Consider the following 23,088-nt stretch of genomic DNA (forward strand, 5'->3'; position numbering starts at 1 on the left):
TACGGATTGCGGGTGAGACACCGGGGCCGGGAGCCGTGCGAAGGTCAGCGTGTGGCGGCGGCCGCGGCGGCGAGACCCGGCCGGGGGCTGGAGAGCACCGGAATACGGGTGGCCGTCCGGGTGACCGCTCCGGCCATGGACGCCTGCGCCAGCACGATCACATCGCAGTCCGTCACCGCGTCGGCCGCGGCTGCGACGAGGTCCAGAAAGCCGTCGCGGTCACCGGCCTCGAAGCGCGCCCACGCACCGTCCACGACGACGGTACGCACGTCCACGGAGCGGTCCCCGGCTTCTTCGGCGAGGAGTGCGAGGGTCGGCGCCAGCGTGCTGGTGATCGCCGCTAGCACGACCACGCGGTCCTGTGCCACGGCGGCGGCCGCCATCGGCCGGTCGACGCGCAGCACCGGGACGCCGAGCGCCGCCGACTGCGACTCGGCGACGGCGCCGATCGTCGAACAGGTGCAGAGCACGGCGCGGGCACCGTCCGCGACGGCGCCCGCGAGCAGGTCCCGGATGTCGCACGTCACCGCTTCGGGGCCCGATTCCCCGGCCCGGGAAAGCAGGTCCTCGCGCACGAGGTGGCGCAGGGCGAGCCCGGGGTGGTCGGCGTCCCGGAGCGCGTCGAAGACCGGTACGTGGACCGGGGAGGTGTGCAGCAGGGCGAGTGTCATCGGCCGAACGGTACAGCCCCCGGCCGACGCGGGTCAGTACAGCTCGGGGTGCGACTTCAGCTGCGTCCTCGCCCGTTCCACCAGTGCGGCCGGGGCCTCGGGCGCACGGTCGGGATGACGCGCCGCCCACTGCGCGGCGAACGGGCAGAGCGGGACGACCGGCACGCCCGCGCGTCCCGCCATGGCGTAGAACTCCTGGACGAGGGCACCGGCGATGCCCTTGCCCTCGTGGCCGGGTTCCACGACGGTGTGCACGGCGACGAGCGCGGCGGGGTCGCCGTCCCTCACGAAGTACGCGATGACTCCGACGGCCTGGCCGTTCTCGTACGCGAGCAGATTGCCGTTCGCGCGGTCGTCGCGGATGTCGGGTGCGATCCGCTCGGTCCGTTCTGCCATGACGGGTGCTCCCTCGGTGGTCGGGACCCGGTCAGCGCGGTGCGGGCACGGCGTACGGGCTCCGCTCGGTGGCGGTGCCGGGGGCGGGCTCGGAGGCATCGGCGCCGAGCCCGACGATACGGTTGTCGGCGTCGACGTGCACGATGCGCGGGATCAGAGCGCGGGCCCCGGCGTCCTCGACCTGGGCGTAGCTGATGAGGATGACCAGGTCACCGGGGTGGACCAGGTGGGCGGCGGCGCCGTTGATGCCGATGACACCGGAGCCGCGTACGCCCTCGATGACGTACGTCTCCAGACGGGCGCCGTTGTCGATGTCGACGATGTGCACCAGCTCGCCGGGCAGCAGATCCGCCGCCTCCATCAACGCGGCGTCGATGGTGACGGAACCGACATAGTGCAGGTCGGCCTGGGTCACGGTGGCGCGGTGGATCTTGGACTTGAACATCGTACGTATCATCGAGGTACTCCCGGACGTAGGCTCCCTGCCTGCGTTTTCGCAGGTCAAGTGCTGTTTCGTCACCCTACAACGAGTCGCATGCTCGGGCAGCGTTCCCCAAGTTTTTCAGGACTCATGCTGACCGCTTGCCGACTTCCCTGATGCTTCGTCAGGTGACATTGGGAGGGCCCACTCACCCTCCCGAACTCCACCGGGACGACTCCGCAAGCCTACGCAGCTCTCGCCTGTGGGTATCAGTGATCACCATCACCCCGACGAGCCGACAGCGGTTGTGTGCCTCCCCGCCCCCTGGAAGGGCGTTGCGAGCGCACGGGAGCTCGATACGGCGCGGCAACCTAGCCTCGGGCTTTCACGAGGTGGATTGTCCGATGCTTGATCGAACAACCGGAGAGTGCTCCGGGACTGTAAATCGTTCGGTGTAACTCCCGATCATGGAGGATGCATCGATGACCAGTGAGAACGTGGCCGAGGCCCAGATGAGCGAGGCGGTAGAGCCGCAGCCGGCGAGGGCGGACTGCTCCCGCAGCTGACGAAGCGGCTGCCGGAGTCCGCCCTGGAGGGCGAGATCACCGACCATCTCGGCTATGACAAGCACGATCCGGCCGGGAAGAACGGCGGGAACTCCCGCAACGGCACCCGGACGAAGACCGTGCCCGTGCTGACGGATGTCGGTCCGGTGGAGATATCCGTCCCTCGCGACCGGGACGGGGCGTTCGAGCCGAAGATCGTCAAGAAACGGCAGAAGCGCCTGTCCGGGGTGGACGAGATGGTCATCTCCCTGTCGGCGAAGGGCCTGACCACGGGCGAGGTCCAGGCCCACCTCGCGGAGGTCCATGGCGCCGACGTCTCCCGCCAGACGATCTCCACGATCACCGGCAAGGTCCTCTAGGCCATGGCCGAATGGCAGAACCGCCCGCTCGACCCGGTCTGTCCGGTCGTGTTCATCGACGCCGTCCACGTGAAGATCCGGTTCTGTCGACGATCTTGTGATCCGGTGGGTTGGGGCTCATCGTGTGAGCAGGACGCGTTTGCGAAGGAGATCGAGGCCGGCGCGGCCGAACATCTGGCGTTTCAGCATTCTCAGTCGGTTGATGTTGCCCTCGACGGCACCGGAGCTGTGGGACAGGGACAGTCCGTTGCGGACGGCGTCGAAGTCACGGCGGAGGTTGCGGGCGAAGCCCGCAAGCGGAGCCAGGCTGTCCCGTTCGACGTCGGTGATCCAGCCTTCGAGGCGGTCACCGTGGCGGCCGGTCGTCATCACGGCGAACTTCCTGACGTGGAGTGTGAGCCGGTCGAGTTCGGGATCGCGCTCACGCAGCCGGTGCAGCTTGCCGGCTTCATCGTCCCGTAGGTGCTCGGGGTGGGTCATGATCCAGGAGGTGACCTCGCGGACCGACGGAGGCTTGGATCCCGGGTCGGGTGCGTGTCCGAGCCCGGCCCGGTAGCGCCGCAGGTGGCACTGGACGGCCAACTCGCCGCCCGGATAGCCGAGTTCTTGGATCTCCCGGCAGAGCTGGGCGGCGTTTCGGATGCCTTCGTTCCAGCGCCGGTGCAGGTGGCCGACGCCAACACGTGGGGCGGGAAGTATCCGGCGATCGCCAGACTCTGGGAGAACGCCTGGGAGGAGTTCACCCCGTTCCTCCGATTCGACACCGAGATCCGCCGCATCGTCTGCACGACCAACGCGATCGAATCGGTGAATGCCCGGATCCGGCGGGCGGTCAAGGCCCGCGGCCACTTCCCCGACGAGCAGGCCGCCCTGAAATGCGTCTACATGGCGATCATGTCCCTCGACCCCACCGGCAAGGGGCAAACCCGCTGGAAACAGTTGCTCTGGGGCCGGGCGGGTGAGGCCCAGGAGCCATCGGGTGATGTCGCTCAAGGCCTTCCGGGGCCCCATCAGTGCGGGTTGTGGGCCGAGTGGCTGGATCAATTGCACGCGTGCGGGCGCGGTTGAACTCTTAGATAATCTGCTCAGGTGAGCACCGATCTGACCTTGCTGTCGCGTGTCGCCTACCGCGGGCAGGAAGTCACGGCCCCGCGGATCCGCGACCTCCTCGCTCTGCTCGCCGAGGACCTGCGCAGGGGGTGCAGCACCGACCGGCTCGTGGCCGGGCTGTGGCCCGACGAACTTCCCGAGCGGCCCGGCAAGGCGGTTCAGGTCCTGGTGTCCCGGGCCCGCACGCAGCTCGGCGCCGACGTCGTGGCCAGCATCCCGAGCGGCTACCGGCTCGCCCTCGACGAGAAACAGGTCGACACCTCCGCGCTCCTGCTGCACGCCGCCGCCGGCGCCGAGCGAGCCAGGGTCGGGGACCACGCGGGGTCACTGGCCTCCGCCGAGGCCGGGCTCGCCCTGTGGGACGGCTCCCCCGATGTGGGGGACGGCCCCCTCGCCGCGTTGCGCGCCGAACGGGCCCCCGTGCGCGGCGCACTCGTCCGGGCGCAGGGCCTCGCGCTCGCGCGCCTGGGCCGCCACGCAGAAGCGGCCGGGCCGCTGGCCGTGGCCGCTTCGCAGCACCCCCGTGACGAGGAGGTCCTCGCCGAACTGCTGCGCGGCGAGGCGGCCGGGTCGGGCCCGTCCGCCGCACTGACACGGTACGAGGCCTACCGGCGCGAGCTGCGCGAGGAGCTCGGTACGGACCCCGGCTCCGCGCTCAGGGCCGTACAGCAGGAGCTGCTGCACGGCGGGGCGCCCGTGGTCAGGCACGGGGTGCCGCACGAACCGAACCCGCTGCTCGGGCGCGACGAGGACATCGCCGCGGTCGAAGGGCTGTTGCGTGCGTCGCGGGCGGTGACCGTCGTCGGCCCGGGAGGGCTCGGCAAGACCCGGCTCGCGTACGCCGTCAGCCGCCGCACCGAGCAGCGCGTCGTGCACTTCGTGCCACTCGTCGGCGTCACTGCCGACGGGGACGTGGCCGCGGAGGTGGCGTCCGCGCTCGGGGCGGGCGAGAACAGGCACACCGGGGTGAGCAGCCACGTCTCGGCCGACCCGGTGTCCGGGATCCTGGGAGTGCTGGGCTCGGGACCGGCGCTGCTGGTTCTGGACAATTGCGAGCACGTCATCCGCGGCTCCGCCAACCTCGTACAGGCCCTGGTGTCGTCATCGAAGGACCTGCGGGTGCTGGCCACCAGCCGGGCACCGCTGGGCCTGACGTCGGAGGCTGTGTACGCGCTGCCGGAGCTGGGCCTGGCGACATCCGTCGAGCTGTTCACGCAGCGGGCGCGGGCCGCCCGGCCCGGGGTGAAGCTGCCGCCGGACGCAGTGGCGGAGCTGTGCGGACACCTGGACGGGCTGCCGCTGGCCGTGGAGCTGGCCGCGGCACGGGTGCGGGTGATGTCGGTGCCGGAGATCGCCCGGCGCATCGGCGACCGGTTCGCGCTGCTGCGCGGCGGTGCGCGGGACGTGCCGGAGCGCCATCGCACGCTGCACGCGGTCGTGGAGTGGAGCTGGAACCTGCTCACCGAGGACGCCCGGGCGGCGTTGCGCACGCTGTCGGTGTTCCCCGGCGGCTTCTCCGGGGAGGCGGCGGAGCATGTGCTGGGCGAGGACGCCCTGTTCATGCTGGAGCAACTGGCCGGCCAGTCGCTGGTCACGGTGGTGGACGCACCGGTGGGCGTCCGGTGCCGCATGCTGGAGACCGTACGGGAGTTCAGCGCCGCCCGGCGTGCGGAGGCGGGCGAGGAGGAGCCGGCCGTCGACCGGTTCCTGGACTGGGCACGGGGCTTCGGGGTCGCGTACCACGACGTGCTGTTCGGGTCGGACCTTCTGGCGGCCTGGGAGTTGATCCGCGCCGAGCAGGACAACCTCGTCCTGGCGCTGCGGCACGCGCTGGCCCGCGGGGACGGTCCTTCCACCGCCGCGCTGACCGCGGTGCTCGCCGCGCTGTGGTCGACCGACTCCAACTACCCGAGGCTGGCCGTGCTCGCCGCCGACACCGGGCCGCCGCTCTCGCACTACAACCCCGAGCCCAGTTACGTCGAAGTCACCCGCGTCGCCGCCGTGTTGTGCACGGCGAGCCTGTTCATGGGCTACCGACCGCACGTGACCGTGGTGCGGCAGCTGGTGACGCTGCGGCGGCTGCCGCCCGCGCCGCCCGACACACTGCTGCGGGCCACCGCGCTCGTGCTGAGCGCGATCCCCGAGATGGTTCCGCCCGGATACGAGGTGCTCCAGCGGTTGTGCGAAAGCCGGCTTCCGCTGGTCGCCGGGATCGCCGAGTGCGTCGCCACCTACGTCTGGGAATACGAGCACGACATCGACCGCGCGCTCGCGTCGGCCCGTCGGATGATCGCCGCGCTGGCGACGGTCACCAACCCGTCGATTCAGGTCATGGTGCACGCCCGGGTGAGCGACATGTGCTTGCAGACGGAGCAGGGCGACGCCGCGTACGGGCATCTGAAGGCAGCGCTCGAGGCGTTGCCGCGGCTCGACGACGAGCACGACTCGATCGGCATCCGCCGGGGCCTGGTGCTGGCCTGCCTGCAGCGGGGTGACCCGGACGAGGCGGAGTACTGGCTGCGGCAGGCGAAGGGCGACAGCACGCGACCCGGTGACGCCTCCCACATTTCCGACCTGGGCGGGCGCGCCGAGATCGCGCTCGCCCGAGGACGCACGGAGACGGGGCTCGACCTGTGGCGCAGCGCCGTGGAGCGGATGCCCGACGCGGACTCGGCGCACAGCGGCGATCCGTGGCTGGACCCCTGGGCGTTGGAGATCCAGTCAGCGGCGGTGACGGCGCACGCGCACGCCGACCGGCTCGACCTGGTGGCGGAGGCAGTCGACCGGCTGCACCAGCGGCTGCTGACGCTGCTGTCCGGGCCGCCGCGCACGCCCAGGGAGCTGCCGTTGTTCGGAACGGTACTACACGCGCTGGGGATGGCGGGGCTCGCATCCGGGGACGCGTCGGCGGTACGGCTGGTCGCGCTGGCCGAGCGGCTGCGGGTGCTGCGCGAGTTCCAGCCGACGATGTCGGCGGCACGGGCGCGGCGGGCGGCCGAGGCCGCGGACGCGGCGGCCTACGCGGACGCGGTGTCCCAGTACGCCGCGCTGGGGCGCGACGAACTGCGCGAGGCCGCGCGCGCACTGGTTTCGGGAAGCGGCTGAGGCAGCGGGGCGGAAACGTCCCGCAGGGGCGGGAAGCCTGCTCAAAGGAGCTTCGGTGACCGTTTCAGCGAGGGTTTCAAGGCGCTGAAGCCACTGTGAAACCCCGCTGAGTGCGGCGTGCCGCAACCTCTGCTCCATGACGACCACGGCATCGCAATCACTCGCCATCGCGGCCAAGGGGCTGCGAAAGTCCTACGGGGAGAAGGCGGTCCTCGACGGCATCGACCTGATGGTGCCGTCCGGCACCATCTTCTCGCTGCTCGGGCCGAACGGTGCGGGCAAGACCACCATAGTCAAGATCCTCTCGACGCTCATCACGTGCCAGGCCGACGAGTTGTACGTCGGTGGGCACGACCTGGCAACCGACCCGCAGGGCGTACGCGCCTCGATCGGCGTCACCGGGCAGTTCTCCGCCGTCGACGGCCTGATCACCGGCGAGGAGAACATGCTCCTCATGGCGGACCTGCACCACCTCCCACGCAGCGAGGGACGGCGCACCGTGGCGGAGTTGCTGGAGCAGTTTCATCTGACGGACGCGGCGAAGAAGCCCGCCTCCACCTACTCCGGCGGCATGAAGCGCCGCCTGGACATCGCGATGACACTCGTCGGCAGCCCTCGCATCATCTTCCTCGACGAGCCGACGACCGGCCTCGACCCGCGCAGCCGCCACAACACATGGCAGATCATCCGCGAGTTGGTCTCCGGCGGTGTCACTGTGTTCCTCACCACCCAGTACCTGGAGGAGGCCGACCAACTGGCCGACCGCATCGCCGTGCTGAGCGACGGCAAGATCGCCGCCGAAGGAACCGCCGAGGAGCTGAAGCGGCTCATTCCAGGCGGTCATGTGCGGCTGCGGTTCGCCGATCCCGTCGCCTACCGGTCAGCGGTCTCCGCCCTCAACGAAGCCACCACCGACGACGAGGCGCTGGCGCGCCAGGCCTCCAGCGACGGCACCCGGCGCGAGCTGCGCTCGATCCTCGACTGGCTGGACTCCTCCGGCTTCGCGCTGCGCGAGGTCAGCAGGGACGACGAGGCGCTCACGTTGAGGATCCCCAGCAACGGCGGTCAGCGGGAGCTGCGCTCGATCCTCGACTGGCTGGACGCCGCGAGCATCGAGGCGGACGAGCTGACCGTGCACACCCCGGATCTCGACGATGTGTTCTTCGCGCTGACCGGTGGTCTCAACCAGCCCAAGAAGGAGGCTGTCCGATGAGCTCCCTGTCCCTCGCCATGCGCGACTCGACCACGATGGTGCGCCGCAACCTGCTGCACGCGCGGCGCTATCCGGCGCTGACCCTGAACGTGGTGCTGACACCGCTCATCATGCTGCTGCTGTTCGTCTACGTCTTCGGCGACGTGATGAGCGCGGGCATCGGCGGCGGCGGCGCGGACCGCTCCGAGTACATCGCCTACATCGCCCCCGGCATCTTGATGATGACCATCGGCACCACCCTCGTCGGGACCTCGGTGTCCGTGGCCGACGACATGACCGAGGGCATCATGGCCCGCTTCCGCACGATGGCGATCCACCGTGGTTCGGTGCTGATCGGGCACGTCGCGGGCAGCGTGCTGCGATCGGTCATCAGCGTGACCCTGGTCGGCGCCGTCGCGGTGGCCATCGGCTTCCGCTCGGTGGACGCGACGGTCCTGGAGTGGCTGGCGGCGTTCCTGCTGCTCGCGCTGGTCGCGCTGGCGTTCACCTGGATGGCGATCGCCGTCGGCATGGCCAGCCCCAACGGTGAGGCTGCCGGGAACAATGCGGTGCCGCTGGTCATCCTGCCCTTCATCTCCAGCGCCTTCGTACCGGTCGACGCGATGCCGGGCTGGTTCCAGCCGGTCGCCGAGTACCAGCCGTTCACGCCCGCCATCGAGACCCTGCGCGGCCTGCTGCTGGGCAGCGAGATCGGCCACAACGGGTGGCTCACCGTGGTCTGGTGCGTGGGCCTGGCCGTACTCGGCTACTACTGGTCGAAGTCGCTGTTCAACCGCGAGACGCGGTAACCCGAGCCCGGGCTGAATCCCCCGCAGCCCGGACCGCCCCGGGGCGGAGAGCTCCGCCCCGGGGCGCCCCGCGGTCGCGCACCGCCCTCCGTCCCGCCGGCGTCTCCGGCCGCCTCGCACGGCTCGCGTTCCATCGGGAGTCCAGAGTTCCGTCCACGAAGGGAGACCTACGCCGTGTCCACCGCGAAGATCAATACTGAAGAGGGAGTGCGCCGTGCCTTCGACCGTGCCCGCTGGCAGCGCCGCCTCGACCGGCTGCGCGACCAGTACCACGTGCCGGGCGCGGCGCTGGCGGTGCTGGTGGACGGGGAGATCCACGAGTTGGTGAGCGGGGTACTGCACCGGAACACCGGGGTGCAGGTGACCACGGACTCGGTGTTCCAGTCCGGCTCGATCGCCAAGGTGTATACGGCGACGCTGGTGATGCAGCTCGTCGACTCCGGACAACTGCGACTCGACACCCGGGTCGTGGACGTGCTGCCGGACTTCTCGGTCGCCGACGACGAGGTCACCAGGACGGTGACGGTCGGGCAGCTGCTGAGCCACACCAGCGGGATCGGCGGGGAGTTCACCCACGACACCGGTCGCGGTGACGACTGCCTGGCCCTGTATGTGGAGGCGTGTTCCGGCGTGGGCCAGGACTGCCCGCCGGGGACCATCGTGTCCTACTGCAGCACCGGGTACGCGATTCTGGGCCGGATCGTGGAGGTGGTGACCGGTCAGACCTGGGACGACGCGCTGCGCGACCGGCTGCTGACACCGCTGGGCCTGGAGCACTCGATGACGCTGCCCGAGGAGGCGCTGCGGTTCCGGGTGGCGATGAGCCACGTCGGCGAGCTGGAGGACGAGCCTGAGCCCGCACCCATGTGGGACATACTGCCTCGGTCGGCAGGACCGTACGGTCGGGTCCTGGTGACCGCCGCCGATGTGGTGCGCTTCGCGCGGATGCACCTCGACGGCGGCCTGGCCGCGGACGGTACGCGGGTGCTGTCGGAACGGTCAGCGGCGACGATGCGTCGGCGCGTGACGGACTGCCGGGATCCGTGGTCGTTCATGGCGGACGGCTGGGGCCACGGATGGGCGCTGTACGACTGGGACGGTGTCGCCGGATACGGCCACGACGGCGCGGTGGTCGGGCAGTTCTCGTACCTGCGGGTCGTGCCCGGGAGCGGTGTCGTCGCCGCGCTGCTGACCAACGGTGGCAGCGCCACCAGCTTCTTTGTCGACTTGTTCCAGGAGTTGCTGGGCGAGCTGGCCGAAGTGCGCCTGCCGGACGTGTTCGCGCCTCCGGCACAGTCGCCGACGATCGACCTGGGCGCGCTCACGGGCACGTACGAGCGTGAGGGCGTACGCATCACGGTCGGCGAGCGCGACGGGGTGCCACGGGTGCGTCTCGAACTGACCGGCGGGGTGGCCCAGTACTCGCCGCCGATCGAGTCCGACCTGGTGGCGGTGGACGACGCGGTGCTCGCCATGCCGGGGATCGGCCCGGTGAGCGCGCCCTGGCTGCCGCTGGTGTTCGGGACGCTTCCCGACCGTACGCCCTATGTGTACTTCGGCATGAGAGTCGCACCGAAGATCGCCTGATGAGGGCACTGCCCCGGATACCGGGGCGCGTCCGTACCCGGGCCACCGACGACGCGCGGCCGTGCTCAACCGCCGCGCCGGGGCTCGGGCAGTTGCCGCCGGTCCAGCTTCCCGTTGGGCCCCAGCGGAAGTCTGTCCAGAACGACGAACGTGGAGGGAATCATGAAGTCAGGGAGCCGGTCGGCGACGAACCGCCGCAGTTTCCTCGGTGCGAGGGCGGAGTCCGGATCACCGGAGACCAGCTGGGATGTGGCCGCCGAGTAGGGGGCTCCCCCGGTGGCGCCCGCTGCGGCCGGAACGACGTAGGCGACGATGCGGCCGCCGCCGGAGCCCGGCCCGGGGTGCACGGCTATCGCGGCGTGGGCGATGCCCGGGTGGCCGACCAGGACCGCTTCGATCTCGGCGGGCTCGATGCGGATCCCGCGCACCTTCATCTGGGTGTCCGCGCGCCCCAGGTGCTCCAGCTGCCCTTCGGCGTTCCAGCGGGCCAGGTCACCCGTGCGGTACATGCGCCGCCCTGGCAGATCGAACGGGTCGGCGACGAACCGTTCGGCGGTCAGCCCCGGCCGGGCGTGGTAGCCGCGGCCGATCGCCCCGCCGACGTACAACTCCCCGGCCACGCCAGGCAGTACGGGCGCGAGTCCGGGGCCGAGCACGTAGGCGCGCATGTTGCCCAGGGGGCGGCCGATCGGGACGGCCCCTGGGCCCGCGTCGTCGCGGGGAACGGTGTAGGCGGTGGCGTAGAAGCTCTCCGTCTGCCCGTAGGCGTTGACCACCGACGTGCCGGGCAGCGCCCGGTGGACCTGGCGCACCAGCGCACCGGTCAGCGCCTCGCCCGCGAACATCAGTACGTTCACGTCGACGCGGCCCGCGAGCCGGTCGAGCATCTCGGCGAACACCGAGGGCACGGTGTGCACGACGCTGCCGGTCCAGCCGCCCAGTTCGCCGAGCGCCAGGACATCGCGCACGACGTCGACCACGGCGCCGGTGCTCAGTGCGGCGAACACCTCGAAGACCGACACGTCGAAGTTGACGGACGTGCCCGCCAGGACGCGCGCCCCGGGGCCCAGGCCGACGGCGGCGGCCAGCCGGGAGACGCCGTTGACCACGTTGGCGTGGGTGATCGCCACGCCTTTCGGGGTACCCGTCGAGCCCGAGGTGTACATCAGATACGCCAGGTGGTCGGGGAGCAGCGGCGACCGCACCCGTTCGCGATCCGGCTCCCGATCCGGATCGCCACCGTCGGGGCCGGACGCGTCCACGTAGTGGCAGGGGATTCCGTGGTCGGGCAGCCTCCTCGCCGTCCCGGTGTCGGTGAGCAGCAGGTCGGGGGCGGCGTCGGAGAGCAGGAACTCCAGCCGACAGCTGGGGTAACGGGGATCGATCGGCAGGTATCCGGCGCCGGACTTCAGGATACCCAGCAGGGCCACCACCAGGTCCGCCGAGCGCGGCAGCGCCAGCCCCACGAGCGACTCGGGTCCGAGGCCGTACCCCTTCAGACGGGCAGCCAACCGGTCGGACTCGCGATGAAGTTGACGGTACGTCAGATTATGGAGCGCGTCCAGGACGGCCACCGCGTCCGGGGTCGCGCGTACCTGGCGCCACACCAGGTCAGGAAGCGTCAGCGGGGGCAACTCCACCACGGTACCCACCAGTTCCTCCAGCAACCGGTAGCGCTCGGCCGGATGCAGCACGTCGACCGCGGCCACCGGCAGGACGGGGTCCGCCACCAGTTGCCGCAGCACCCGCACGAACCGGTCCGCCAGCCCCTCCTCCGCCGTCGGTGCGAACAGGCCCGCGGCGCACGCGATCTCGCCGGCCAGTTCCAGGCCGGGCGCGTCCGGGGCAACGGTGAGCGACAGACCGCCCCGGGCTGCCGCTCCTGGCCCGATCAGGCCTCCAGCTTCGGGGCCCCGGTCCCGTACCGCCGCGAGGAGTTCCCCGAAGGTCGGGGTGGCCCGCAGCTCCGCCCGGGCGTCACCGCCCAGGTGGAGCCGGAGCACCTCCAGGGCCGAACCCAGCACCGTGGCCACCGTCACGTCCCGTTCCTCGGCCAGTGCCCGCACCGCGCCCACCAGTCCGGGGTCCAGGGTGAAACCCGCCGCGGTGCTGCGGGAGTGCACGGTCGGCAGCGGGATCATGCGTGGCTACTCCTTCTCGCGTCTTGCGTCGACGGCCTTGCCGGAACCGCGCGGAGCCGGGCCGCACCGGTTGTCCCGGCGACGGGACGCCAAAGCGCGTACCCGCCTCCGGCCCGCCCCCGGTCCGTGCGGGGCTTGATCACTCCCGCAGTTCGAGGGTGCAGCACTTGACGCTGCCACCGGCCTTGAGGAGCTCCGTGAGGTCGGCGCCGACCGGCGTGTAGCCGCGGTCGCGCAACTGGTCGGCGAGCCCGGTGGCCCGCCGCGGGAGAATCACGTTCTTTCCGTCCGACACCGCGTTCAGACCGAAGACGAGGGCGTCCGCCTCGTCGGCCAGAATGGCGTCTGGGAATCGCTCGGAAAGAACAGACCTGCTCTCCTCCGAAAAAGCATCGGGGTAGTACATGATTTCACCGTGGCCGAGCACGGAGAGCGCCGTGTCGAGATGGTAGAATCGCGGGTCGATAAGCGTGAGGGACATAACGGGGCGGTCGAAGAAATCACGCACTTCGTGGTGTGCCCGCTGGTCGCTCCGAAATCCACTGCCGGCCAGGATTTCCGTACCGGTGAAGAGGAAATCACCCTCCCCCTCGTTGATGTACTCGGCCTGCCGCACCTGGGACCAGCCCGCGGCACGGAACCAGTCGAGGTAGACCTCCGCCTCGTCGGCCCGCTGCCGGTTGCGGAACCGCGCGACGAGCACGCTGCCGTCCACGACCATGGCGCCGTTCGCGGAGAAGACCATGTCGGGCAGGCCCGGCACCGGTTCGATCAGCTCTACGTCGTGGCCGAGGGTGCTGAACGTGTCATGCAGCCGCTTCCACTGCTCCTGGGCGGTCTGCGCCGAGGTGGGCCGGGACGGATCCATCCACACGTTGATCGAATAAGTGACGTCGAAATACGTGGGACGACACATCAGGTAACGCCGCCGCGACGCCGTCCTGGGGTGAGTCGGGCGTCGCTCAGTGCTTCCTTGCAATTGCTTGACTCCTTTGCGCTCCAGTTTGTGGCTGGACGGTGGAAATCAGCGCGCGCCGCGCTCGTCCTGTCGACGGGACAGCAGACCTTCCTATAGGACCGAGGCGCCGGGAAGACGATAGCAATTCACCAGACCGCGTTGTAGCGTTCGGCGGTAAGCACGCGTTTTTCGCCGATCCGGACGTTCGCGGACCAGAACCCGTCGGCCGCCGCCGACGGCGGTCTCCGAACGACTCCCGCAGCGCCCGGGGCGGGCTGGCCGAAGCGCAGGGTCGGCGTGGCGCGGGATGCCTCCATCGCGACCCGGCCCGCGGCGACCGGGAGCAGGCCGGGTGGAGCGGCCCACGGCGGCGGGGACGCCCGGTCTCCCCGCGATCATCCGAGGAAAGGAAGCTCATGTCCCGCCCTGCCACTGAACTGCCGGAATTGCCGGTCAAGCGTCCCTCGGGCTGCCCCTTCGATCCGCCCGAGGAGCTGGCGCAGCTGCGCGAGGAGCAGCCCGTGGTCCCGATGGTCTTCCCCGACGGGCACAGGGGCTGGCTGGTGACCAGTCACGAGCTGGTCCGCGCGGTGCTGGGGGACAACCGCTTCAGCGCGCGGTTCGAACTCATCCACTCCCCGCTGCACGGGGCGGGCACCAAGGGGATGCTGCCGCCCGCCCCTCCGGGGATGTTCGGCGGGATGGACCTGCCGGAGTCCGGCCGCTACCGCACCCTGCTCAAGCCCCGGTTCAGCAGCCGCCAGATGGACAAACTGCAGGGCCGCATCCAGGAGATCACCGACGGATACCTGGACGCCATGGAGGAGCACGGCCCGTCGGTCGACCTGGTGGAGGCGTACGCCCTGCCCATCCCGGCACTGGTGATCTGCGAACTGCTGGGCGTTCCCTATTCGGACCGCGAGGCGTTCCAGAGCAACGCGATCGGCGTGAACGACAACGACCTGCCCACCGAGGAACAGTGGGCCTGCCTCGTTGCCATCCAGGAGTACCTGACCGGACTGGTCGTGGCCAAACGCACCAATCCCGGCAACGACCTGATGAGCGAGCTCACCGAGACCGACCTGACGGACGAGGAGATCGCCAACATCGCGGCCCTCATGCTGGGCGCGGGCTTCGAGACCACCGCCAACATGATCGCGCTGGGCACGTGGGTGCTGCTGCGCAACCCTGAGCAGCTCGCCGCCTTCCGCTCCGATCCGGCCCTCACCGACCGGACCGTCGAGGAACTGCTGCGCTATCTGACCATCACCCACACCGGGGCGCGGGCGGCCCTGCAGGACGTCGAACTCGGCGGACAGCTGATCAAGGCCGGTGACAGCATCGCCCTGTCGAACCAGGCGGCCAACCGCGACCCGAAGAAGTTCCCCGACCCCGACGCCTTCGACCTGCACCGGCAGGCCGAGGGGCACGTCGCCTTCGGCCACGGCGTCCACCTGTGCATGGGCAAGGACCTGGCGCGCGTCGAGATGCGCGTCACGCTGCCCTCGCTGTTCGCACGGTTCCCGACACTGCGCCTGGACATCGACCCCGACGACATCCCGCTGCGGTTCAACTCCGACGTCTTCGGCGTCGACCGCCTTCCGGTGACGTGGGACCGGGCCTGACCCGATGGAGCTGCGGGTGGAACGGGAGCGCTGCATGGGCACCGGAGTGTGCGCGCTGACCTCTCCCGAGGTGTTCGACCAGGACGACGACGGAAAGGTGACGCAGCTCGATCCCGCGCCGCCCGCCGGGTCGCCGCCACGGCGGCGACCCGGCGGGCGGCCGGCCTGTGCCCAATGGGCGCCATCACCCTCGTCGCGGACAACGACGGAACGCGATGACGCACGGCGAGTCACGGGCGGCGCGGCAACCTGGCCGCGTCGCCCGCGCACGTCCGACGAATGGAGCACCCAACCGTGACCGAACAATCCGCGCCCGACCGGGCTGCACCGGCCGACAGGACGCTGCCCATCCCCCGTGTCTGTCCCTTCTCCCCACCCCCCGAGTACGCCGAGTTGCGGGAGAAGGAGCCGGTCTCCAAGCTCCACCTGCCGAACAAGGACGAGGCGTGGGTCCTCACCCGCTACGAGGACGTCCGCGCCGTGCTCACCGACCCCCGGTTCAGCTCGGACGTCCGGCTCCCGGGATACCCGTTCTTCACCCCCGAGAGGCCCAACGAGCAGCCCATCCAACTGCTGATCCACATGGATCCGCCGACGCACGGCGAGGCCCGCCGCAAGGTGATCAGCGAGTACACCGCGAAACGGACCCGGGACCTACGGCCCCGGATCCAGCGCATCGTCGACGAGCGGCTGGACGCGATCCTCAGGGGTCCGCGCCCCGTCGACCTGGTGGCGGAGTTCGCCGTGCCGGTGCCCGCGCTGGTCATGTTCGAGCAGCTCGGTATTCCCCGCGCGGACCACGCGTGGTTCCTGTCCACCAACTCCCTACTGATCAGCGGTCTCACCTCGGAGTCCGACCGGGACGAGGCGTTCGGGGCGCTCAGCGGGTACCTGATGGACCTGATCGAGAAGAAGGAGGCCGAGCCAGGCGACGACCTGCTCAGCAGGCAGATCGCCAAGAACAAGGAGAGCGGCACCTACGACCGCACCTGGCTGACGGGACTGGCACTGCTGCTGTTCATCGGCGGGTCGGAGAACATGACCGGCATGATCTCGCTCGGCACGATGGCACTGCTGCGCCATCCTGAGCAGCGCGCGCGGATCGCCGCCGAACCCTCGCTGACCCCGCAGGCGGTGGAGGAGATGCTGCGCTGCTTCACCATCGCCGAGCTGACGATGACCCGGGTCGCGACCGAGGACGTCGAGGTCGGTGGGAAGGTGATCCACGCGGGCGAGGGCCTGGTGGCGCTGACCAACGCGGCCGACCACGATCCGGCGGCGTTCCCGGACCCGGACGTGTTCGACATCGACCGCCCGGCCCGCAGCCATCTGGCCTTCGGCTTCGGTGCGCACCAGTGCCTGGGGCAGAGCCTCGCGAGGCTGGAGTTCCAGGTGATCTTCGACTCGCTGTGTGCCCGCCTCCCCGGCATGGAACTGGCCGTGCCGTTCGGCGAACTGAAGTACAAGAGTGACGACGAGGGCGTCTTCGGCCTCGTCGAGCTTCCCGTCACCTGGTAGCCGGCGGCCGGACGCGAACGCGCTGCCGGAGGGGATTCCCCTCCGGCAGCGCGTTCGTCATGCGACGCCGAGCTTCCGGTTGATGATCCTGCTGATCTCGGCGGCCGGTGCCGCGTCGCACATACCCTCGTGGTCGGCCTCGATATCGTACGCCTCGACGGTCCCGGTGACGTGCTGCTTCCAGTTCCCGTCGTCCCCTGCGTACCGGCCGTCCTGGCTACGCGTCGCCTTGAAGAACAGGGCGTCCCCCGAGTAGACGGGCGAGGTGAAGCCCTGGAGAATCTCCATGTGGTTGATCCACGCGACCGCGGCCTTGCGCACGACGTCACGAACGTCGTCCGGGGCGACCATACTGCCGACGTACTCGCCCAGGACGCTCTCGACGTCGTGCGGCGGGGGCACCTCGGCCTCGTGGAAATAAGTGCTCGGCGCGCAGTCCAGCAGCCCCAGCAGCCCTACGTCGTGACCGCGCCGCTCCAGTTCAGCGGCCATCGCGTGCGCGGCGGTCCCGCCGAACGACCAGCCGAAGAGATGGTACGGGCCTTCGGGCTGGACCTCCTGGATGCGCCGCACGCAGTCGTGCACGAACTCCTCCACGGACCGGGGCGACGGAGCCCCGCTGAAGGCCGGCGCCTGGAAGGCGTACACCGGCCGGTCCCTCACGTGCGGGGCGAAGTTGAGGTACGACCAGCCGAGTCCGAACCCGGGCTGAACGAACCAGAGCGGCTCCCCCTCGCCCCCGGAACGGATCGTCAGCAGCGGCGCGAACGGGTCCTCGACGCGTGATCCCGCGCCGGTGCGCAGCTGGTCGGCCAGCGCGGCGACCGTGGGGTGCTCGAACACCAACCGGATCGGGAAGCCCACGCCGAAGGCCGCCTCGATGCGGCCGATCAGCTGCGTCGCCAGCAGCGAGTGCCCGCCGAGCGCGAAGAAGCTGTCGTCGACGCCCACCCGGTCCAGACCGAGCACGTCGGCGAAGATCTCTGCCAGGCGCGCCTCGTGCGCGGTGCGCGGGGCCCGGTACGCCTCGCCGATGAACTCGGGTTCGGGCAGCGCGGCCCGGTCGAGCTTGCCGTTGGGCGTCAGCGGCAGCCGGTCCATGGCCACGATCGCGGCCGGGACCATGTAGTCCGGCAGCCGCTCCGCCAGGAACTCGCGCACTTCCCGTACGTCCGGCCCTTCGGCACCCTCGGCCCGGACCGCGTACGCGATGAGCTGCTTGCTGGAGCCCCTGCCATCCCGGGCGATGACCACCGCCCGCTCCACCTCCGGATACGCCGCGATCGCGGCCTCGATCTCGTGCGGTTCGACGCGGAAGCCCCGCACCTTGACCTGGGAGTCGTTGCGCCCGGCGAACTCGAGGTGGCCTTCCGCGGTGCGCCGGGCGAGGTCGCCGGTGCGGTACATCCGCTCGCCCGCAGGACCGAACGGGTCGGCCACGAACCGCTCGGCGGTCAGGCCGGGCCGCCCGTAGTAGCCCCGGCCCACCCGGCCGGCGACGTACAGTTCGCCGACCGCGCCCGGCGGCACCGGGTTCAGCGCCCCGTCCAGGACGTACACCCGCATGTTGCTCAGCGGCGCCCCGATGGGCATGCCGCCCTCGCCGTCCCAGTCGTCGGGGACGGCGAATGTCATGGCGTAGAAGTCCTCGGTCTGCCCGTAGCCGTTGATGACGCGGGTGCCGGGCATCACGGTGCGGATCTTGTGCAACAGCTCGGGCGGGAACGCCTCTCCGGCCAGCACCACGGTGTCGAGACGCAGTTCGCCGGTGCACCGGCCGAGGACCTCACCCAGCGCCGAGGGGACCGTGTGCACCACGCGCCCCTCCCAGTCGCCCCCCTCGCCGAGGACGAGGACGTCGCGGACCACCTCGACACAGCCGCCGGTGATCAGGGTGAGGAAGTACTCGAACACCGAGATGTCGAAGTTGATGGACGCCGCCCCCAGCATCCGTGAGGCGGGCCCCGAACCGAGGATCTCGGCCAACCGGGTCACAGGGTTGACGATGTTGGCGTGCGTGAGCGCCGCGCCCTTCGGGGTGCCGGTGGAGCCCGAGGTGTACATCACGTACGCCAGGTTGTCCGGCCGCAGATCCGTCGGCAGCACGCCGCGGTCCGCCTGCGTGCCCAGGTCGACGTCCTCCAGGTGGAGCCGGGGCACATCGGTGGCGGGCAACACGGGGCCGGTTGCCCGGTCGGTGAGCAGGAGGACGGGGCGGGCATCCTCCAGCATGAACACCAGCCGGTCGCTGGAGTACTTGGGGTCGATCGGCAGATAAGCCGCACCGGCCTTGAGGATGCCGAGCATCGCCACCACCAGGTCGGCCGAGCGTGGCAGCGCGAGCCCGACGAGGGTCTCGGGTCCGGCTCCGTGGCGCCTCAGCTCGACCGCCAGCCGATCGGCCCTCTCACCCAACTCACGGTATGTCAGCGCGACTTCGCCGCACCGCACGGCGACGGCCTCGGGAGTCGCGGCAGCCTGCCGCTCGACGAGCCGGTGGACCGTCTTGTCGGGGATCTCGGCCACGGTGTCGTTGAACGCCTCCAGCCGCGCACGGTCGTCCGGCTCCAGTGTGTCGATCGCCGCGATCCTGCGGCCGGGGTCGGCCAAGAGCTCCCGCAGGATCCTCAGCAGCCGGGCGCCCAGGCCTTCCATTGCGTCGTGCGTGAACAGGTCCTGCCGGTATTCGAGGGACAGCTGGAGCCGCGCGGTGGCCACGGCGATCACGGCCAGCGGATAGTGCGTGCTGCCCGCGTACGGCCGGATGCCGGTGCAGGTGATCCCGGCCCAGGCATTCGCCTCCGTCAGCCCGGACTGGTCCATTGGATAGGACTCGTAGACGACGAGGGTGTCGAAGAGCCTCTGGAGCCCGGTGGAGTGCTGGATCTCGGCCAGCCCGTAGTGGTGGTGGTCCAGCAGCGCCGCCTGGTGGCCCTGAAGGTTCGTCAGCAGGTCGGCCAGGGTGTCGGCGGGGGCGATTCGTGCCCGGACGGGCAGGGTGTTGATGAACATGCCGACCATGGCGTCCACTCCACGCAGAGCGGCGGGGCGGCCGGAGACCGTCGCACCGAACACCACGTCCTGACGTCCCGTCACCTGACCGAGCAGGAGCGACCATGCACCCTGGACCACCGTGTTGAGCGTCACACCCAACTCAGCTGCCCGACGGTTCAGTTCGCGGGTCTCGTCCACGCTCAGCTCGACCTCGACGCGCTCGGCGCCCGCGCCGTCCCATTCGGCCGCGCCGGGGGCGAGCAGGGTGGGTTCGTCGACGCCGTCGAGTTCTTCGGCCCAGGCGCGGGCGGCGGCGTCCTGGTCCTGCTCGGCCAGCCACGCCAGGAAGTCCTGGTAGCCGCGGACCGTAGGCAGCGCCGCGGGGTCGCCACCGGAGCCGTACAGCCGCAGCAGGTCCTGGAGCAGCAGCGGAATGGACCAGCCGTCGAACAGCACGTGGTGAGCGGTGAGGACCAGCTCCGACGTGTCGTCGTCGAGGTGGACGAGCGCGAGGCGCAGCAGCGGCGGGGACGCCGGGTCGAAGCGCGCGTGATGGTCGTCGGCCAGCAGCCGTTCGAGGGCTTCGGCGCGTTCGCCCTCGGGCAGCGTGCGCAGGTCCATGTCGCGCCACGGCAGCTCGACCCCGTCCAGCACCAGCTGGACCCATCCGCCCGCGTCGGGGAGGAACGCGGAGCGCAGGTTGGTGTGACGGTCCAGCAGTGCCTGGCCGGCGGTACGCATCCGTTCCGGGTCGACCTGCCCGGAGAGGTGGAACACCAACTGCACCTGGTAGGCGTCGACCGGCGCGTCGGTGAACTTACTGTGGAAGAGCAGACCGGACTGGAGCGGCGTCAGAGGCCAGGCCCCGGTCAGACCGGGATAGACCCGCTCCCATTCCTGGATCTGTCCCTGGTCGGCGGAGACCAGCGGAAGGTCGGACGGGGTGAGGCCGCCCGCGTCGGGCTTGGCCGCGTGGTCGGCCAGCGCGGTGAGCGCGGCCCGCCACAGCTCCGCCAACTCCTTTACGTCGTCCTTGGCAAGGATCCCGGTCGGGAAGGCGAACGTGGCGTCCAGGCGGGGGCCGCGCGCGGTGTCGGTGACGTAGGAGTTCACCTCCAGCGCCGACAGGACGGGCATGTCCGCGTCGAGCACGGCGTCCGCGTCGACGGACTCCAGCGCCTGCGTCCAGCCCAGGCCGCGCAGCTCGTCCGGCATGTCCGTGGCGGAGAAGCGGCCCAGGTAGTTGAAACCGATCTGCGGCTCGGGATACGCGGCGAGCACGGGGGCCGTGCGGTCGTTGAGGTACCGCAGCAGCCCGAATCCCAGGCCCTTGTCGGGGATCGCCAGGAGCTGCTCCTTGACGGCCTTGACCAGCCCGCCCGCCGCGTCGCCACCCGCGAAGGCGTCGTCCAGGTCGAACCCGGCGACGTCGAGCCGGACCGGGAACATACTGGTGAACCAGCCCACCGTGCGCGACAGATCCGCGCCCGGCACCACCGCCTCCTCACGACCGTGCCCTTCCAGCCGCACCAGCAGCGAACTCTCCTCGCTCGAACGCCACTTCGCCACGGCGAGCACGAGCGCGGCGAGCAGGCCGTCGTTTACCCCGCCCCGGAAGACCGCCGGAATCCGGGTCAACAGCCCTTCCGTCACCTCGGCGGGAAGCTCGACGCGCACCGTGTCGACAGTCGACATCGTGTCCACCGCCGGGTCCGGCCGCCGACTGCCGATCTCCGGGTCCGGGCCTTCCAGCACCCTTTGCCACAGTGACAGTTCGGCAGCTCGGCGGTCCGTCGCGGCCTCCTCCACCAAGGCGTGGGTCCAGCGGCGGACCGAGGTCGCCACCCGCGGCAGCTCCACGACCTCACCCTCACGCACCTGCGCCCATGCCGCCGCCAGATCCGGCAGCAGGATCCGCCAGGAAACCCCGTCGACCACGAGATGATGCAGAACCAACAACAGCCGCCCGGGCACCGAGGGACCTGCGTCGAACCAGACGAACTGCGCCATCACACCGGCGACCGGGTCCAACCTTCCCATCGCCGCGTTCAGTTCGACGGCGGCCGACTCACGCCACCCCGACGCATCCCAACGACCGTCACAAGCAACCCTGCGTATCAGCCCGTCGACCGGCACCACACCCGACGGACCCACCCGGAGGCCACACACACCGTCCTCAGTGACCAGGCGCGAGCGCAGCACGTCATGCCGGTCCAGCACTGTGCGCAGGGTCGCGGCCAACCCGTTCGCGTCGATCCCCTCCGGCAGGTCGAGCAGCGTCGACATCGAGAACCTGTCGATGTCACCGCCCGCCTCCAGGAGGTAGGCGGCGGCCGGAGGCAGCGGCAGCCGACCGACGCCGCCGCCCGCCAGCTCCTCCAGTACGGCGGCCGTGTCCAGCCGGGCCTTGACGGCGAGTTCGGCCACGGTGCGGGACTCGAAGACCTGCCGGGGGCTGATCTCGACGCCGCGTGCCCGGGCCCGCGCGACGACCTGGATCGAACGGATGCTGTCGCCGCCGACCGCGAAGAAGTCGTCGTCGACGCCCACCCGGTCCAGGCCCAGCACCTCCGCGAACACCGAGGCGAGGATCTCCTCCTCCGGCTTACGCGGCGCCCGGTACTCCCCCGCGGAGAACTCCGGAGCAGGCAACGCCGAACGGTCCACCTTGCCGTTCAGATCCAGCGGCATCCGGTCCAGCACGACCAACGCCGACGGCACCATGTACTCGGGCAGCCGCGCGCCCACGAACCTCCGCACCTCGGCCACGTCCACACCCGCACGCAAATCCGGATCACCGGAATCGACGCCGTACGTCGGCACGACGTAACCCACGAGCTGCTTGCTGCCCACACCCCGGCCGTCGCGGACCACGATCACGGCCTGGTCGACGCCCGGGTGAGCGAGGAGCGCCGCCTCGATCTCAGCGGGCTCGACGCGGAATCCGCGGATCTTCATCTGCGAGTCGCCGCGGCCGAGGTATTCGAGCTGGCCGTCGGCTGTCCATCGGACCAGGTCGCCGGTGCGGTACATGCGCTCACCCGCGGGCCCGAACGGATCCGCCACGAACCGCTCGGCCGTCAGCCCCGGACGGCCGTGATACCCACGGCCCACCGCGCCCGCCACGTACAACTCACCCACCACACCCACCGGAACCGGAGCCAAACCAGGACCCAGCACATAGGTCCGCATATTGCCCAACGGCCGGCCGATCGGGACGTTGCCGGTGCCGTTCCAGTCGTCCGGGACGTGGTATGTCGTGGCGTAGAAGTCCTCCGTCTGGCCGTAGGCCTGCATGAGGCGCACGTCAGGGATGGCGGCGCGGACCTTCTCCAGCAGCGCTGCGGGCAGTGCGTCACCGCCGAGGACGACGGTGTCCACGCTCATCCGACCGGTCACCTGGTCGAGGATCTCGGCGAACACCGAGGGCACGGCCTGGAGCGAGCCACCGGTCCAGCCGTCGCGCTTGGCCAGTTCCAGTACGTCCTCCACCACGTCGACGCTCGCGCCGACGGTCAGCGCGCTGAACACCTCGAAGACGGAGACGTCGAAGTTGATCGAGGTGGCGCAGAGCATCCGTGAGCCGGGCGCGACCTGGACGACCTCCGCCAGCCGGGAGACGCCGTTGACGAGGTT

General features: G+C 70.5%; 14 protein-coding genes and 2 pseudogenes. 9 read left to right on the forward strand and 7 right to left on the reverse strand.

Annotated features, from left to right (window positions below; translation table 11 throughout):
• Positions 1–44: 44 nt before the first annotated feature.
• Genes GA0115234_RS26955 through panD form a run of 3 tightly spaced genes read right to left on the reverse strand, consistent with a single transcriptional unit; the run spans position 45 to position 1,524 of the window.
• A complete protein-coding gene (locus GA0115234_RS26955; protein WP_093546768.1) occupies positions 45–671 on the reverse strand; it encodes an arylsulfatase in 627 nt (208 codons plus the stop codon).
• A gap of 33 nt (positions 672–704) precedes the next feature.
• Positions 705–1,067 carry a GNAT family N-acetyltransferase gene (locus GA0115234_RS26960; RefSeq protein ID WP_093546771.1) on the reverse strand — a complete coding sequence of 121 codons (363 nt, stop codon included), beginning with the start codon at positions 1,065–1,067 and terminating at the stop codon, positions 705–707.
• Between the two features lie 31 nt (positions 1,068–1,098).
• Positions 1,099–1,524 (reverse strand): aspartate 1-decarboxylase, encoded by a 426-nt coding sequence (gene panD, locus GA0115234_RS26965; RefSeq protein WP_093546775.1) that lies wholly within the window; start codon positions 1,522–1,524, stop codon positions 1,099–1,101.
• A 502-nt stretch (positions 1,525–2,026) separates the two neighbouring features.
• Between panD and GA0115234_RS26970 the strand changes: the two are divergent.
• Positions 2,027–2,494 (forward strand): annotated as a pseudogene (locus GA0115234_RS26970) (transposase); the annotation flags it as partial.
• Positions 2,495–2,530: 36 nt separating this feature from the next.
• Here the strand turns inward: GA0115234_RS26970 and GA0115234_RS44470 are convergent.
• Complete coding sequence (locus tag GA0115234_RS44470) at positions 2,531–2,893, reverse strand: transposase (protein WP_202554220.1); 363 nt, start codon at positions 2,891–2,893, stop codon at positions 2,531–2,533.
• 195 nt (positions 2,894–3,088) lie between these two features.
• Between GA0115234_RS44470 and GA0115234_RS26980 the strand changes: the two are divergent.
• The 5 genes and pseudogenes from GA0115234_RS26980 to GA0115234_RS27000 form a co-directional block, all read left to right on the forward strand.
• Positions 3,089–3,346: pseudogene (locus GA0115234_RS26980) on the forward strand (transposase); the annotation flags it as partial.
• Between the two features lie 156 nt (positions 3,347–3,502).
• Positions 3,503–6,628, forward strand: a complete 3,126-nt coding sequence (locus GA0115234_RS26985; RefSeq protein ID WP_093546778.1) for an ATP-binding protein — start codon at positions 3,503–3,505, stop codon at positions 6,626–6,628.
• A 136-nt stretch (positions 6,629–6,764) separates the two neighbouring features.
• The gene (locus tag GA0115234_RS26990; RefSeq protein WP_093546781.1) at positions 6,765–7,841 is read left to right on the forward strand and encodes an ATP-binding cassette domain-containing protein; all 1,077 of its coding nucleotides are present in this window, start codon (positions 6,765–6,767) and stop codon (positions 7,839–7,841) included.
• Positions 7,838–8,629, forward strand: a complete 792-nt coding sequence (locus tag GA0115234_RS26995) for an ABC transporter permease (RefSeq protein ID WP_093546785.1) — start codon at positions 7,838–7,840, stop codon at positions 8,627–8,629. Before GA0115234_RS26990 ends, GA0115234_RS26995 begins: the two co-directional genes overlap by 4 nt.
• A 174-nt stretch (positions 8,630–8,803) precedes the next feature.
• Complete coding sequence (locus GA0115234_RS27000; RefSeq protein WP_218107197.1) at positions 8,804–10,216, forward strand: serine hydrolase domain-containing protein; 1,413 nt, start codon at positions 8,804–8,806, stop codon at positions 10,214–10,216.
• Between the two features lie 65 nt (positions 10,217–10,281).
• On the opposite strand, the gene GA0115234_RS27005 is transcribed toward GA0115234_RS27000, so the two are convergent.
• Both GA0115234_RS27005 and ddaH read right to left on the reverse strand, forming a co-directional pair.
• Complete coding sequence (locus GA0115234_RS27005) at positions 10,282–12,357, reverse strand: non-ribosomal peptide synthetase (protein WP_093546791.1); 2,076 nt, start codon at positions 12,355–12,357, stop codon at positions 10,282–10,284.
• Between the two features lie 139 nt (positions 12,358–12,496).
• On the reverse strand, positions 12,497–13,336 hold the full coding sequence (gene ddaH, locus GA0115234_RS27010) for a dimethylargininase (RefSeq protein WP_343335957.1): 840 nt from the start codon (positions 13,334–13,336) through the stop codon (positions 12,497–12,499).
• A 395-nt stretch (positions 13,337–13,731) separates the two neighbouring features.
• On the opposite strand from ddaH, the gene GA0115234_RS27015 reads away from it, so the two are divergent.
• Genes GA0115234_RS27015 through GA0115234_RS27025 form a run of 3 tightly spaced genes read left to right on the forward strand, consistent with a single transcriptional unit; the run spans position 13,732 to position 16,458 of the window.
• The gene (locus GA0115234_RS27015) at positions 13,732–14,940 is read left to right on the forward strand and encodes a cytochrome P450 (protein WP_093546797.1); all 1,209 of its coding nucleotides are present in this window, start codon (positions 13,732–13,734) and stop codon (positions 14,938–14,940) included.
• 34 nt (positions 14,941–14,974) lie between these two features.
• Positions 14,975–15,238, forward strand: coding sequence for a ferredoxin (locus GA0115234_RS27020; protein ID WP_343335958.1), 264 nt, complete (start codon positions 14,975–14,977; stop codon positions 15,236–15,238).
• Positions 15,235–16,458 carry a cytochrome P450 gene (locus tag GA0115234_RS27025; RefSeq protein WP_256088822.1) on the forward strand — a complete coding sequence of 408 codons (1,224 nt, stop codon included), beginning with the start codon at positions 15,235–15,237 and terminating at the stop codon, positions 16,456–16,458. The genes GA0115234_RS27020 and GA0115234_RS27025 overlap by 4 nt, the downstream gene beginning before the upstream one ends.
• A gap of 57 nt (positions 16,459–16,515) precedes the next feature.
• Here GA0115234_RS27025 and GA0115234_RS27030 read toward each other — a convergent pair.
• On the reverse strand, positions 16,516–23,088 hold a 6,573-nt coding region (locus GA0115234_RS27030; protein WP_093546803.1), incomplete at its 5' end, for a non-ribosomal peptide synthetase.

This window comes from Streptomyces sp. DvalAA-43 (assembly GCF_900091725.1).
GTDB lineage: Bacteria > Actinomycetota > Actinomycetes > Streptomycetales > Streptomycetaceae > Streptomyces > Streptomyces pulveraceus.